The organism is Paenibacillus tengchongensis, assembly GCF_008973665.1.
Lineage (GTDB): Bacteria > Bacillota > Bacilli > Paenibacillales > Paenibacillaceae > Paenibacillus_AQ > Paenibacillus_AQ tengchongensis.
Genome location: NZ_WACP01000015.1, coordinates 51,259 through 65,890, shown reverse-complemented (window position 1 = coordinate 65,890; position 14,632 = coordinate 51,259). Strand labels below are relative to the sequence as shown.

The following is a 14,632-nucleotide window of genomic DNA, read 5'->3' as shown; positions in this document are numbered from 1 at the left end:
TTCATTTTAATACCACTACCCAAGGAGGAGAAGCCTGTTATGGCAGAGCAACATAAGCCTTTAGTAACCCATCTCTATACAGCCGACCCCTCCGCTCATGTCTTTGAGGGCAAGCTGTATATTTACCCGTCCCATGACATCGACCACGATGGTCCAACGAACGACAATGGCGATCAATATGCGATGGAAGATTATCATGTATTGTCCATGGACAGTCCGGATTCACCGTGTGTGGACCATGGGCTGGTGCTGCACCTGAAGGATGTGCCGTGGGCCTCGCAGCAAATGTGGGCCCCCGACGCCGCCTACCGGAAAGGCACTTATTATCTCTTCTTCCCGGCCCGGGACAAGGATGGAATCTTCCGCATCGGAGTGGCGACTTCAGCGTCTCCGGCTGGCCCTTTTGCGGCCCAGGACGATTATATCGAAGGCAGCTTCAGCATTGACCCGGCGGTGTTCATTGACGAGGATGAGCGGGCCTATATGTATTTCGGCGGACTATGGGGCGGGCAATTGGAAAAATGGCAGACCGGAGAGTTCCGGCCGGATGCGCCGGAGAAAGGCCCGGAAGAACCGGCCTATGGTCCACGGGTAGCAGAGCTTAGCGAAGACCTGCTGTCCTTCCGGGCGGCACCGCAGGAAATTGTGATCACCGATGAAGAGGGAAACCCTATTCTTGCCGGGGATGAAGAGCGGAGATACTTCGAGGGTCCATGGATGCACAAGTATAACGGGAAATACTACTTGTCATATTCGACGGGCACCACCCACAAAATCGTCTACGCCACCAGCGACAAGCCATGCGGACCGTTTGTCTTCCAGGGGACCATCCTGAACCCGGTGCTTGGCTGGACCACGCATCACTCCATCGTGGAGTTCGGCGGTAAATGGTATCTGTTCTATCACGATGCGTCCCTGTCGGGCGGCGTGGATCACAAACGGTCGGTGAAATTCACTGAGCTGTTCTATGACGAAGACGGCAGAATCCGGCCGGTAGTGTTGTAGTAATCAGCGGCGGCACCATTCAAACAGCGGCAATCCTTCCCTTAAACCGGGGGGATTGCCGCTGTTTGTTGTTTAATAGACAGGGAAAGGGGCGGGCTTAATAGCGTGATTGCAGGTTGGCAATAGATTAGCCCCAAAATGACCTCTGAAATGAATCTGTTGCAGTTTGTACAGCAGATTTTAAGAGAAAAGTGCTTTTTGGGGCTGTAAGCCGAAATCTATTGTACAAAATACATTAGATAGCATTTGAGAGACTGATTTCTGCTATTCTGATGTACAAAATACAATAGATCTGAATATGCAGTCACCGCGGTTCCGCTGCCGCTGCACGCCCTGATGGCCCTTCTGAGGCTGCTGTGGCTTGGATTCACTGGACACTTTTGCGGCGGTACTGATAAGGGGTGGTGCCGTACTGCTCCTTGAACAGCTTGATGAAATATTGCGGCTTGCGGTACCCGACCAGCTGCGCGATGTCCAGTACATGCAGCCGCGATTCGGTGAGCAGCCTAGCGGCTCGCTCCAGCCGCTTCAGCGTAATATAGCCCGACAGATTCTCACCGGTCTCCTGCTTATACAGCTTGGAGAGATAGACGGGATGCAGGTGAACCGCTTTTCCGAGATCGTCCAGGGACAGCGTATCGCCCAGATGCTCGGAGATATAGGTGTGAATGAAACGGACGAGCTCCGTATTACATAGTTTTGTCTGACTTGCAGCTGCAGGTGCAGGTGCAGGTGCCCCGTCCTCCTGATTGCCCGGCGGCTCCGGCTCCCCTTGCCCGGCAGCAACAGCTGTCCCCGAACCGGAACCTTCTTCCCCGCCTGTCAGCCGCTGCTCCTTCCCGATACATGTAAAGGCCTGCTTCATCGCCTTCTCCATATCGTCCTTGTCCACAGGCTTCAGCAGGTAATCGAGCGCCCCCAGCCGGATGGCGTTCTGCGCGTAGTCAAACTGCGAATAGCCGGACAGGATGATAGTCTTCGTCTTGAGCTCCTGCTCACTGATGTACCGGAGCAGGTCAATGCCGGACACCTCGGGCATACGGATGTCGGTGATCAGGAGATCGACATCGCCCGCTGCGAGCCGCTGTCTGGCTTCCACCGAATTGATCATCGTCTCCAACCGGGTTACGCCGTATCTGCTCCAGTCCAGCAGATGCTTTAAGTACTCCACGATATAATGTCCATCGTCAACGATCAGCAGCTTCATGATGTCCTCCTTCGGTTTCGGCAAATTCGATGTAGGCCATGACGGACAGGCCGCCCCAATGGTTGGTGAACAGCCGGAGGCCGCTGAGCGGGCCATAGGCGTTCCTGAGCCGCCGGTTCACATTCCAGAGCCCGACTCCCCGGCTGCCCTCGGGCGGCTGCGGGCTCTCGATCTTCACGCTGAGGCGGTGCAGCTCTTCGGGAGTCAGCCCCTTGCCGTCGTCGGCGACGGTCAGCAGCGCTCCGGTCTCCAGCGCCTTAACCTCAATGGAGATCCGGTGGGCACCCTGCTGCTCTTCAATGCCGTGCTGGATCGCATTCTCGACCAGCGGCTGGATAATCAGCGGCATGATCGGCCTTGCGGCAAGCGGAGGAGCCAGGTCGATGCTGTACGTAATCTGCTTGGTCAGGGCCATAATGTTGAGATAGTGGTCGGCCAGTTCAAGTTCGGACGACAGCGTAATCTCTGCACGGTCGAGCCGGGTGATATAACGGTAGTATTCAGCCATATGCTTGCTCATGCGCATGACGGCGTCGGGCGAGCTTTGCGCTACGGTCATAATAAAGAACAGGTTATTATACAGAAAATGCGGGTTGATCTGGGCTTGCAGCTGCTTGAACTCCGCGTCCCGCCGCAGCTCAGTCTCCGTCTTCAGCGAGGCGAACAGCGTCTGGATGTTGGTGACCATGTGGTTGAAGCTGACGAACAGGCTCTGAAACTCGTTGCCGGTATTCTCGCTGATCCGGGTATTATGGTTGCCTTCTTCGACCTGGCGGAATTTCTTGCCGAGCAGTTGAACGTTCCGGTAGAAATTGCGGTAGAACACCCCGATCACCACCAGACCGATCATCAGGACAGCCAGGATGCTGACGAGGAATACCTGGCGGCTCTGCTCCAGCGGAGTCAGAAAATCATTCATCCGCGTATAGGTAATCAGATAAGTGTCGATAGGCTCGATGTATTTGGACAGGATATAATACTCATCCCGGCCGGCCCGGTAATTGAACTGCTTCACCTGAGCCGGGTCGGGAATGAGCGTCTCGCGCGCTTCGGCGACAATTCGTTCATCCACGGCCCGGTTGCGGATGACCTGCTCTCCGCCGACAAGGAAGAATGCGTCCGAGCTGTCGCCGTTCACCGCTTTTTGCAGCAGACTGACCATATAATCGGGCTTCAGTCTGACCCCGACGATATATTGGAAATTCGCCGGGTTCTTCGGCGGATGAATGTACGGGTAGACCGAGAAATAGTAAAGATTTCCGCCGATGACCTTCCAGCCCCGCGCCGTTACATTCTGGAAGTGCTCCTCGGACAGGAGCCCGGAGTTGGTCGTAATTAAGGTTTCATCCGTCAGCCAATAGATGGCAAGGGCGTCAACGGTGCGGCTGGTGATAAGCGTGCTCCCCAGTTTATCGCGGATGGCGTTCTTCTTCATTTGCGCGTCGTAATTGTCCAGGTCTGCAATCTGGTTCCGGTAGAGCCGGATAGAATCATCTGCAGTGAACTGGATGCCGTACATGGCGGCCTCGGACACGGCGTCCTGGAGAATCCCTTCAGCGTAGGAAATTTGACTGCGCGAGGCGCCGATCAGGCTTTTTTGCAGCGTTTGCGAGCTAAAGGTGTTCATGACGAAGAAGAGGCTGAGCGTAAGCAGCAGGAAAAAGACGAAGAAATAAATAAAGCGCTTCATGTTTACTTTTCGGATCATGCTGCCGGTCCCCCCATCTTGTATTTTTATCATAAGTCATCAAGGTAAAAAGAAAAAGTGTTACGCCGCGAAAAATGAAAGCGTTATCTAAAGTGGTTGAGGTTATGGCCATGATGTTGAGAAATTGACATTTCGGCATGTAAACGCTTTTGCTACGATTATTTGTGTAAGAGGAAAATGCTTCTTGGAGAAAAGGGGGAAAGGAAAAATGGCGCAACTACTTGGAAACCCCATCGCCCGGGAGAAGCCGGAAAGGCCGGAGAAGCTGGAGCAGCCGCTGCGTAATCCGTGGGGCAAGGAAATCCGCAAAAGCTGGCCGCTGTACCTGATGTGCCTGCCCGCGCTTGTCTTTGTACTGATTTTTGCTTACGGTCCGATGGCCGGGCTGGTCATGGCCTTTCAGGATTACAAGCCGTGGCTCGGCATGACGGGGTCGGCGTGGATCGGAATGGATAACTTCGCACGCATCTTCCAGTATGAAGAGTCGACCCAGGCGATTATCAACACATTGATCATTGCGGACTGCAAAATTGTAATCGGTATCATTGTGCCGATCTTTATGGCGATCCTGCTCAGTGAGATCCGTAACGTCGGGGTGAAGAAGAGCATCCAGACGCTGGTCTATCTGCCGCACTTCCTGTCCTGGGTTACTGTGGCCGGTATGATGATCGACATTCTGGGCCTGGACGGGGGGATTAATCATTTTCTCGCCAGCGTGTTCGGAACGAAGCCGATCTTCTTCCTGGGGGACCCGGAGCTGTTCCGGCCTACCGTTATTATCAGTGATCTGTGGAAAAACTTCGGCTTCAGCATGATCGTCTACCTGGCCACGATTACGGGTATCGATCCATCCTACTACGAGGCGGCTGAGATCGACGGCGCCACCCGGCGGCAGCAAATCCGCCATGTGACCTTGCCCAGCATGCTGCCTATGATTATCGTCATCGCCACCCTGAGCCTGGGCAGTATTCTGGACGCCGGGTTCGACCAAATCTTCAACCTGTATAACCCGCTGGTGTACAGCACGGGAGATATTATCGACACGTATGTCTACCGCTCCTCGCTGCTGAACGGCCAATACGGCTTCGGGACAGCGGTTGGCCTGTTTAAATCGGGAATCAGCCTGGTTCTGATCGTGATCTCATACCGCATCGCCTACAAGCTGGCCAACTATAAAATCTTCTAGAGGGGGAGGAACATGTACCACAAAACCGGAGGCTACAAAGTATTCGCCGTGTTCAACTATATCTTTCTGATTCTGGTCGCCTTGTCCTGTTTTCTGCCCCTGCTCCATCTGCTGGCCCAGTCCTTCAGCAGCAAGTCGGCGGTCAACGGCAATCTGGTCACGTTCTGGCCGGTCGAATTCAACACCGATTCGTACCGCAAAACGTTCAGTAACTCCAACTTCACCGGCTCCATGCTGATCTCCGTCACGCGGACCGTACTCGGAACAGCCATCAGCATGTTTGTGATTACAACGGCAGGCTATGCGCTGTCCAAGGAGTTTCGCGGGCGCAATGCGCTGATGTGGATTTTCGTGTTCACGATGCTGTTTTCCGGGGGATTGATTCCCTCCTATATTCTGATCACCACCCTCGGGCTTAAGGATACGCTCTGGTCGCTTGTCCTGCCCGGCGCCTTCGGCGCTTACAATTTGATTCTGATCATGAACTTCTTCAAGACGATTCCCAAGGCGCTGGAGGAGGCGGCGTTTATCGACGGGGCGAGCTTCTTCGGGATTTTCCGCAAAATCTATCTGCCGCTCTCGCTTCCGGGGCTGGCGACGGTCGGACTGTTCATCATGGTCGGCCATTGGAACTCCTGGTTTGATGGTATTCTATACATGTCCGATACCAACAAATACCCGCTGGCTTCGTTCCTGCAGACGGTAGTCGTCCAGAGCAATGCGCAAAGCATGGCGCTAAGCGCCTCGGAAGCGGCCGCTTTATCCGAAAAGAGCCTGAAAGCCGCACAGATTTTCATCTCCACCCTGCCGATTATTCTCGTGTATCCTTTTTTGCAGCGGTATTTTGTAAAAGGGATTGTGCTGGGTGCCGTTAAGGAATAAAATCCAAACCACAATAGCGAAGGGGAGACTATCATGAAAAAAGCAAGCATTGCACTGTCCGCTATCCTCCTGTTATCCGGAATGCTGGCCGGTTGCGGCGGAGATGAGGCGAAGACGGAAGGGAGCTCCGCAGCGCAGGCTACTCTGAAGGACGGGAAATATGATCCCCCGATTACCATTACCATCGCCAAGCAGCAGGATGAGAACGCCGGCAAATATCTGGAAGGGGAGAGTCTGAACGACAACGTGCTGACCCGCTGGGGCAAAGAGAACCTCGGAATCGATATTCAGACCACTCTGCTCGGCGGCGATGCCAGCCAGTATAATACCAAGCTGCGTCTGGCCTTGACCGGCTCCGAGAAGCTGCCCGATGTCGTGCCCGTCTACGATACCGCGCTGGCGAGCGACCTGATTCAGTCCGGCCAGGTGAAAGAAATCGGCGAAGATATCAAGAACTATATGCCGGAGCGGCTCAAGGACATTTATAAGCAATTCCCGACGACCTTCAATCCGGTGGTCAGCGACGGCAAAGTATACGGGATGGCGATTGCGCCCAATCTGACGGAAGGCGAAGTGATGCTGATCCGCCAGGACTGGCTCGATAAGCTGAACCTGAAGGCGCCGACCACGATTGAAGAATTCGAGCAGGTCATCGCCGCCTTTACGGAGCAGGACCCCGACGGAAACGGTAAACCGGATACGTACGGCTTCACGTTCTCGGGCAAGGACTCCTACAATACCGGCTGGGTCAGTGATCCGGTGATGATCTTCAGCGCGTACACGGGCAAGCATCTGCCGGGTTCCTGGCTTGAGGAGAACGGCACGCTGTCGTATGGCTCGGTGGCCGACGGCAATAAGGAGGCTCTGGCGAAGCTGCGCGACTGGTACTCCAAGGGCTATCTGAACAAGGAGCTGGCGACCCAGGGTGCATGGGATGCGCTGGCGGATTTCACCGAGGGCAAAGCGGGCATCATTGTCGGAAGGCCGTGGCTGTACGGCAGCGTTAAGGATGTTGAGAAGAATGTGGCAGGCGCGGTCATCAAAGTTTATCCGACGATTAACGGTGTCGACGGCGACAAGACGTATCAGAGCGGTCAGCTTAACGACGGCGTGTTCATGTTCAACAAGGATTTCAACAACATGGAGGCCTTCTTCCTCTACTACGACAAGCTCTATGATGCCGCTTTCGGCACCGGCGATTTCACCTACGGCTATGCGCAAGGCTACGATTACGACATTGTGAACGAAGAAGTGACCTTTGATCCGACCCGGTTCAACACACCGCTTACGGAAGTCCAGGGTGTCGGCAAGATGGCATTTACCAAGAATACGCCAAGCGTAGACGGTGCCGGCAAATCATTCTATGATCTGGCGAACGGCGCGTCCATGGACAACGGCGTGCTGATGCGTTCGAATGCGCTCGATCAGACGATGAAGGAAGGCTACGTCATTTCGTATGAGAACAGCGACGTGCTGCTGCCGAGCGCCTTCAATGGTCCGCCGACCAAGACGATGCAGAATTCCTGGGCCCAATTGACGACAATGGAGAAAGAAGTCTTTACGAAGATCATCTACAGCGACGAGCCGCTGGAAGCGTATGACGATTTCGTCAAGCAGTGGCATGACAAAGGCGGCGAGCAAATCACCAAAGAAGTCAACGAATGGTATGCTGACGCCAATAAAGTGGATTTCATGTCGCAGATGGGCCTGAAGTAAGCGGGGCGGCTGCAGATGATGATTGATACTAAGGAGATGAAGCCGGAGGCCGGGGTGCAGCTGTCTATGGAAAAAGAGGGTGCAGGCTCCCTGTGGATGAAGGCGTCTGCACAAGGCGGAAGTGCCGCGCTGCGGCTGGATGAGGCCGCTTCCTCGGCCTGGCGGAACGCTCGGTATATGTCCGCGATGGTCTCGCACAGCTTGCATGATGTGCTTGTGCTAATCTTTACCTTCCGCGATGCGCTTGGCCGCGAGGTGTCCGTTCACTTCGGAGTTCTGCCGGAGGTTCCGACCCGGCTCTGCCTGCCGCTGCAGGCGCTGGAAGGCGGTCGGCTGTTTCTGGACCGCTATCCGGGCGTGCTGCAGTCGGTGATGCGCGGCGACGCGTCGGTTGACCGGACCCGGCTGAGCGGGGTCCTGATCAGTACGCCGCCGTCCACGGCGGAGCGCGAATTCCTTCTGACGGCGTGGACGCTCGGGATGGAGGAGCCGGTGTTTGAATATGAGGCCGATGAGTGTGCGAGGCAGCCGCTCATCGACAGCCTCGGGCAATGGACGGGGCGGGAATGGGTAGGGAAGACGCGCAGCCGCGCGGAGATGACCGCGCGGCTGCGGGAAGAGCGGGCGGCGGGTCCGTGTGGTGGAGCCGGGGCTGGGAGTGGGTCCGGGGCAATGACTAGCAGGGTGCGAGAAGAGCGGGCGGCGGGTGGAGTGCTGTGTGGTGGAGCTGAAGCCGGACCCGAGTTCGTGGCCGGGACTATAGCCGAGATGCCCCGGGAAGAGCGGGCGGCTACTGGAGTGCCGCGTGGTGAAGCCGGACCCGAGCCCGGGTCCGGGGAGTATGGCCGCTACGGTGGCTGGAAGGGGCTGCAGTTTGCGGCGACCGGATATTTCCGGACGGAGCAGGCAGACGGGCGCTGGTGGTTCGCCGACCCGGAAGGGTATGCGCTGTTCAGCGCCGGGATGGACTGCGTTGGTCCCTCCTCGCCGATGCATGTCAGGGGCATGAAGCATCTGCTCCCCGCCCTCCCGGCACCGGAGGACGGGTATGGGGATGCCTGGAGGCGGGACGGTGCGGAGTTCTGCCCGGCGACCGCCAATCTGATTACCGCCTTCGGAGCCTCCTGGCGGGAGGATTGGCAGGTCTTAACCGAGCGGCGGCTGTACTCGCTCGGAATCAACACGGTCGGCAACTGGTCCGATCCGCAGTTCATTGCGTCATCGAGTCTTCCCTATGTGCTGCCGCTGCAGGGATTTCCGGAGACGCAAGAGACGATCTTCCGCGATTTCCCGGATGTGTTCCATCCGGAATATGCGGAAGCGGCGGAGCGATTCGCCCGGCAGCTTGAATCGCTCCGCGAAGACCGGCGGCTGGTCGGTTACTTCATGCGTAACGAGCCGCAATGGGCCTTCGTCGACAGCCTCAATCTGACGGGGGAGATGCTGAAGCGCCCCGCGCGTTACGCTTCGAAGGAGCGGCTGGTCGCCTGGCTGCAGGAGAAGTACGGCGATGTGGCAGCGCTGAATGCGGCCTGGAACAGTCGGTACGCCGATTGGGAGGAGCTGTATCAGCCGCAGAAGGCGTCAGTTGGCGGCGGCGAATCTCCCGCGTGGGCGGCGGATTGCGACCAGTTCAACCGGATGATGATCCGCCGGTATGTGGAAGTCCCGGCCCGCTGCTGCAAGGAGATCGACCCGCATCACCTTAATCTTGGCATGCGGTATGCCTGGGTGGCCAGCGATGCCGTGCTGGAGGGCTGCGAATGGTTCGATGTGTTCTCCCTGAACAGCTACCAGTGGAAGCCCGACCGCCGGCACATGGCCGGAATATCTGCCAGACTGGGGCGGCCGGTGATGATCGGCGAGTTCCATTTCGGCTCGGCTGACGCCGGCCTCCCGGCATATGGCATCAAGGCCGTGGCCACGGGCGCCGAACGGGGAGGCGCTTACCGCTATTATGTCGAGCAGGCGGCAGCGATCCCGGAGCTGATCGGCGTGCATTACTTCCAGTGGAACGACCAGCCGCTGCTGGGCCGGTTCGACGGGGAGAACTACCAGATCGGCGCCGTCGACGTCTGTAGCCGCCTCTATCCAGAGCTGGCAGAGGCGATGCGCGAGGCGCACAGCGCCATGTATGAAGTCAGAACCGGAGTGCGGCAGCCGTACGGCCGCGAGCCCGTCGAGATTCCCAAGACGGGATTCTGAGTATACGCAGCAGAAACCATCGATAATGCAAACAAGCTGGTCTTCCGGTGCTCCGGAGGGTCAGCTTGTTGTTTGCTGTGCGGATGCGGAGTCAGCGTTGATGCCCGGAGGCTGACAGCGGCCGGAAGTCTGCACACTTCCATAGTCACAACTTACCCCCCCATAGGAATTTCAGCGTTCCATGGGAATAGTTCGATTTTGGCACACTAATCTTGCTATTCTTACCGATTCCAGCGGACTAGTTCGATTATCGCTACTTATTTCGAACGATATTAGCATGACCGTTCACTTTCACCCGGATTAAGTGGCGTTTATCCAACTAAGTCTGCAATTATCTCGATAGTGGTGAAATTAAGTGGCGATTTTCCAACTACATAGAGCTTGGCGTGCTGTCCTGAAAGCATCTAATCCGTCAGTTAAACAAAACTAGATGGTATTAGTGTATAATTGTTCCAAAAATAATCGTGGAGGTACTATGACAAAGAAACGCGCGGCCTTAATAGTCTTAATACTGGGATTCGCTTTGACGACAGCTTGTGCTGCTGACAGGAATATGGAACAGGAGCGTCAGGATGACTACGCTTTGCCTTACAATTACGCAGGAAGGATCAAATCTCATATATCCTATCTAAGATCTATTTTCAGCGCAGAGACCACCATGAATGAAATAAAGTCAGTAAGCAAGGGCTACTCTTTTTCATTTGATAACAGCTCTGTATATGAATATTTAACTTCGGATATGACAAGCATCCTGGATAAAACAAATGATGAAATGTCCTCGGAGGCCGGTAAGTCCGTGGAACTGCTGACAAAAGTTACGGGTACGCTGTTAGAAATTACGCGGTCCGGCTCTTTCGAGAACAATTGGACTGACATCGAAAAGGATGAAATCAATAATCTATTAACCAAGATGGATCCGCAGACAAGCGTCTCTTCAACCACAGACTTGACGCTATATAACCTGTTTCAAAATGCTCAAGGTGTCGTGAATAACTCAAGTATACTAACCGTTAACAGTTACCTGAAAGATATCAACGAAAACCTTCAATTCATATATCAAAAGCTATCGGACATATTACATGGATAGTAATTTCTTACAGTTATCCGCATCAGCTCTTAATATACTCCGCAAAATTCTCCTGCAGGTACAGCGAGTTAATATCTTCGCGCAGATGGTGGTGGATCAGCTCCTCGATTCTGCCGCTTTCCTGGTTCAGCAGGTAATCGAGGATATAGCGGTGCTCCTGCACGATCTCTTCCAGCTTCTCCTGCTTCAGCATGTGAAGGCGGCGGTAGCGTTCATAGTGTACGTTCGACTGCTGGATCAGATTCCACAGAAATTCGCGGCCCGCCAGCTTGAAGATCGTCTGATGAAAGGCGTCATCCCAGGTGAGAAAATGCTCCAGCGCATCCTCCCGGCCGATGGCGTTTTGCTGTTTCTCCAGAATCTCCTTCAGTTCAAGCGTGCCCTTGAGGGCCAGCTTGCCCGCCAGGCTCTTGATAATTTCCTTCTCCAGCACACTGCGCAAATAAATTATCTGCTCCACCGATTCCAGGTCGATGAAGGAGACGAGGTTGCCCTTCTTGGGATAGACATCGATATAGGACTCCAGCGCCAGCTGCTTCAGCACATCGCGCAGCGGTGTCCGCGAGAGCTGAAAGCGTTCGGACAAGACCGTCTCGCTCAGGATGGTGCCGGGCTTTAGCGTTAAATTGCGGATTTCATGCTTCAGCGAGGCCATAATTTGTTCTTTGATCGACATGTCGTTTGCTCCAATACGTTAAGATGGATGGAACGCCGAGGTCCGTTAACAGATACGGATAATCCGGTTGTGCATTTCTAACTAGTATACATAAATAGAAAGATGAATGGAAGAAATCCGCGGCTGATGAGTCCGTAAGTATGGGCGATTAAAGGAATATTTTCACGTACTAAAGGTTGTTGACAAGAATGGCAGACCTAAATTATGATCAAGGAAATCTTGTATACAAGATTATTGAGAACAACACATGGGAGGGTTAAATCAATCAAATGAACATGACGTGGAGATGGTACGGGGAAGGGAACGACAACATCACGCTGGATCATATCCGGCAGGTGCCGGGCGTAATGGGCATCGTCTGGTCGCTGCATGACAAGGTGGCCGGTGAAGTGTGGGAGATGGAACGGATTCAGGAGGTTGCGGATCAAATCACCGCCAAAGGCTTCAGCACGGCTGTGGTGGAGAGCGTCAACGTTCATGATGATATCAAGATCGGCCTGCCGACCCGTGATAAATATATCGATATTTATATCGACACCATCCGCAAGCTGGCCAAAGTTGGCGTAAAGGTCATTTGTTACAACTTCATGCCGGTATTCGACTGGACGCGGACCGATCTGTACCATCCGCTGCCGGACGGATCGAACGCCCTCTTTTATGAAAAGGCTGCCATTACCGATAATCCGCGTGAAATGGTTGACCGCATCCTGCAGGGCGCAGGGCAGTTTACGATGCCGGGCTGGGAGCCGGAGCGGCTGGCGAAGCTGGATGAGCTGTTCGCAGCCTATGCCGACGTAACGGAAGATAAGCTGTTCGAGAATCTGAAATATTTTCTGGAGCGGATCATTCCGGTCTGTGAAGAAGTAGATATCAAAATGGCAATCCATCCCGACGACCCGGCCTGGCCGATCTTCGGCCTGCCGCGCATTATCCGCAGCCGCGACACCATCCGCCGCATGCTCGACAGCGTGCCCAGCCCATACAACGGCCTGACCTTCTGCACCGGCTCGCTCGGCACAAATCCGGAGAACGATCTGCCGGCGATGATCCGCGAGTTCCATGACCGGATTCATTTTGCCCATATCCGCAATGTGAAGGTATTCGAGAACGGCGACTTTATTGAGGTATCACACCGCGGCCGCGACGGCAGCGTTGATGTAGCCGAGGTTGTAAAAGCCTATCATGAGAACGGTTTCACCGGTTATGTCCGTCCGGACCATGGCCGCCATCTGTGGGGCGAGGAGAAGAACTGCCGTCCGGGCTACGGTCTGTATGACCGGGCCATGGGCATTATGTACCTGCTGGGTGTGTGGGACAGCCTGGACAATGCCAAGGAGGCGAAATAAATGCTGCGCCTGACGAGAAGCAGTATCGTAAACGAGACGGCGGCGTGGCAGGCGGCGGGTGTAGAGCTTCCGCAGTTCGACCATGCCCGGGTGGCACAGAATACGCTGGCGAAGCCGGAGTGGATTCACTTTGGGGCGGGGAATATTTTTCGCGGATTCGTGGCCAGGGCCCATCAGCAGCTGCTGGACAGCGGCAAGGCGGAGACGGGGATTATTGCGGCAGAGACGTTCGACTTCGAGATGATTGACAAGGTCTACAAGCCGTATGACAATCTGACCCTGCTGGTGCTGATGAACGCGCGCGGCGAGTTTCAGAAGACGGTTGTCAGCAGCATTGTGGAGGGCCTCACCGCCGCCGATAAAGGCCGGGAAGAGGATTACAAGCGGCTGATCGAAGTCTTCGAGAATCCGAGTCTCCAGATGGCGAGCTTTACGATTACGGAAAAAGGCTACGCGCTGACCGGACCGGACGGCTCCTATCTCGGCATCGTCGAGAAGGATATTGCCGGAGGGCCGGAGCATACGGTGCATGCCATGGGCGTGGTGGCTTCGCTTGCTTACCGCAGGTATCTCAAGGGGCAGTATCCGATGACCTTTGTCAGCATGGATAATTGCTCTCACAATGGCGACAAGCTGAAGAACGGTGTCGTTACCATTGCCAAGGAGTGGGCGGCTCAAGGCCATGTGGAAGCGGGCTTCGTGGACTACCTGGAGGATGAAAGCAAGATCGCCTTCCCGCTGTCGATGATCGACAAGATCACCCCCCGCCCGTCAGAGACGGTGCAGGCGGAATTATTGAAGCAGGGCATCGGCGAAATGGACGTCATCGTTACCTCGAAGAATACGTACACCGCGCCGTTCGTCAACGCGGAGATCAGCGAATACCTGGTCATCGAAGACAAGTTCACGAACGGCCGCCCGGCGCTGGAGGAAGCGGGCATTATCTTCACGGACCGCGATACGGTCAATAAGGTGGAGACGATGAAGGTGACGACCTGCCTCAACCCGCTGCATACGGCGCTGGCCGTTACCGGCTGTCTGCTCGGCTATACCCTGATTGCCGACGAGATGAAGGACGACACCCTGCGCCGTATGGTGGAGGTGATCGGCTACAAGGAAGGGCTGCCGGTGGTCGTTGACCCGGGCATTCTCAGTCCGAAGCAATTCCTGGATGAAGTGCTTAAGGAGCGCTTCGCCAATCCGTTCATTCCCGATACGCCGCAGCGGATCGCGACCGACACCTCGCAGAAGGTGGGCATCCGCTTCGGGGAGACGATCAAATCCTATGTCCGCCGCGAGGACCTTGATCCGGCGCAGCTGACGGCGATTCCGCTGGCGATTGCTGCCTGGTGCCGGTATCTGCTCGGCGTGAACGACGAAGGAGAAGCCTTCACGCTCAGCCCGGACCCTCTGCTGGAATCGCTGCAGAGCCGCCTGTCGGGTGTAGCTCTGGGCGACACCTCGTCCAATGTAAGGGCTATTCTCAGCGATGAGCAGCTGTTCGGCGTGAAGCTGTACGACATCGGCCTCGGCGTGAAGATCGAGGGCATGTTCCATGAGATGCTGGCCGGCCCGGGCGCGGTGCGCCGGACGCTGGAGAAGGTTCTGAATTAG

General features: G+C 55.5%; 11 protein-coding genes. 8 read left to right on the top strand and 3 right to left on the bottom strand.

Translation table 11 applies throughout. The features are described from left to right. Positions 1-39: 39 nt before the first annotated feature. Positions 40-1,005, top strand: a complete 966-nt coding sequence (locus F1381_RS22365; protein WP_151737071.1) for a glycoside hydrolase family 43 protein — start codon at positions 40-42, stop codon at positions 1,003-1,005. Positions 1,006-1,372: 367 nt separating this feature from the next. Here F1381_RS22365 and F1381_RS22360 read toward each other — a convergent pair whose 3' ends face one another. Continuing rightward, positions 1,373-2,212, bottom strand: coding sequence for a response regulator transcription factor (locus tag F1381_RS22360; protein ID WP_187355520.1), 840 nt, complete (start codon positions 2,210-2,212; stop codon positions 1,373-1,375). Further along, the gene (locus F1381_RS22355) at positions 2,193-3,920 is read right to left on the bottom strand and encodes a sensor histidine kinase (RefSeq protein WP_151737069.1); all 1,728 of its coding nucleotides are present in this window, start codon (positions 3,918-3,920) and stop codon (positions 2,193-2,195) included. The genes F1381_RS22360 and F1381_RS22355 overlap by 20 nt, the downstream gene beginning before the upstream one ends. 328 nt (positions 3,921-4,248) lie before the next feature. Here F1381_RS22355 and F1381_RS22350 point away from each other — a divergent pair, with 328 nt between their 5' ends. The 5 genes from F1381_RS22350 to F1381_RS22330 all read left to right on the top strand — a co-directional run bounded on the left by F1381_RS22350 (position 4,249) and on the right by F1381_RS22330 (position 10,996). After that, entirely contained in the window at positions 4,249-5,106 is an 858-nt protein-coding gene (locus tag F1381_RS22350; RefSeq protein ID WP_246188163.1) for an ABC transporter permease, read from the top strand. A gap of 12 nt (positions 5,107-5,118) precedes the next feature. After that, positions 5,119-5,988, top strand: a complete 870-nt coding sequence (locus F1381_RS22345; RefSeq protein WP_151737067.1) for a carbohydrate ABC transporter permease — start codon at positions 5,119-5,121, stop codon at positions 5,986-5,988. 33 nt (positions 5,989-6,021) lie between these two features. Then, on the top strand, positions 6,022-7,704 hold the full coding sequence (locus tag F1381_RS22340; RefSeq protein ID WP_151737066.1) for an extracellular solute-binding protein: 1,683 nt from the start codon (positions 6,022-6,024) through the stop codon (positions 7,702-7,704). An 18-nt stretch (positions 7,705-7,722) separates the two neighbouring features. After that, on the top strand, positions 7,723-9,909 hold the full coding sequence (locus F1381_RS22335; RefSeq protein WP_187355519.1) for a beta-galactosidase: 2,187 nt from the start codon (positions 7,723-7,725) through the stop codon (positions 9,907-9,909). Between the two features lie 475 nt (positions 9,910-10,384). Next, entirely contained in the window at positions 10,385-10,996 is a 612-nt protein-coding gene (locus F1381_RS22330) for a hypothetical protein (protein WP_151737064.1), read from the top strand. A 22-nt stretch (positions 10,997-11,018) separates the two neighbouring features. Here F1381_RS22330 and F1381_RS22325 read toward each other — a convergent pair whose 3' ends face one another. Next, complete coding sequence (locus tag F1381_RS22325; protein WP_151737063.1) at positions 11,019-11,672, bottom strand: GntR family transcriptional regulator; 654 nt, start codon at positions 11,670-11,672, stop codon at positions 11,019-11,021. A 269-nt stretch (positions 11,673-11,941) separates the two neighbouring features. Here F1381_RS22325 and uxuA point away from each other — a divergent pair, with 269 nt between their 5' ends. Next, entirely contained in the window at positions 11,942-13,018 is a 1,077-nt protein-coding gene (uxuA, locus tag F1381_RS22320; RefSeq protein WP_151737062.1) for a mannonate dehydratase, read from the top strand. Then, positions 13,019-14,632 carry a mannitol dehydrogenase family protein gene (locus tag F1381_RS22315; protein WP_151737061.1) on the top strand — a complete coding sequence of 538 codons (1,614 nt, stop codon included), beginning with the start codon at positions 13,019-13,021 and terminating at the stop codon, positions 14,630-14,632. It begins immediately after the preceding gene.

Excerpts from the sequence above, each read along its gene's own strand:
- F1381_RS22365 (WP_151737071.1), top strand. The coding sequence starts at position 40 with ATGGCAGAGCAACATAAGCCTTTAGTAACCCATCTCTATACAGCCGAC.
- F1381_RS22360 (WP_187355520.1), bottom strand. The coding sequence starts at position 2,212 with ATGAAGCTGCTGATCGTTGACGATGGACATTATATCGTGGAGTACTTA.
- F1381_RS22355 (WP_151737069.1), bottom strand. The coding sequence starts at position 3,920 with ATGATCCGAAAAGTAAACATGAAGCGCTTTATTTATTTCTTCGTCTTT.
- F1381_RS22350 (WP_246188163.1), top strand. The coding sequence starts at position 4,249 with ATGTGCCTGCCCGCGCTTGTCTTTGTACTGATTTTTGCTTACGGTCCG.
- F1381_RS22345 (WP_151737067.1), top strand. The coding sequence starts at position 5,119 with ATGTACCACAAAACCGGAGGCTACAAAGTATTCGCCGTGTTCAACTAT.
- F1381_RS22340 (WP_151737066.1), top strand. The coding sequence starts at position 6,022 with ATGAAAAAAGCAAGCATTGCACTGTCCGCTATCCTCCTGTTATCCGGA.
- F1381_RS22335 (WP_187355519.1), top strand. The coding sequence starts at position 7,723 with ATGATTGATACTAAGGAGATGAAGCCGGAGGCCGGGGTGCAGCTGTCT.
- F1381_RS22330 (WP_151737064.1), top strand. The coding sequence starts at position 10,385 with ATGACAAAGAAACGCGCGGCCTTAATAGTCTTAATACTGGGATTCGCT.
- F1381_RS22325 (WP_151737063.1), bottom strand. The coding sequence starts at position 11,672 with ATGTCGATCAAAGAACAAATTATGGCCTCGCTGAAGCATGAAATCCGC.
- uxuA (WP_151737062.1), top strand. The coding sequence starts at position 11,942 with ATGAACATGACGTGGAGATGGTACGGGGAAGGGAACGACAACATCACG.
- F1381_RS22315 (WP_151737061.1), top strand. The coding sequence starts at position 13,019 with ATGCTGCGCCTGACGAGAAGCAGTATCGTAAACGAGACGGCGGCGTGG.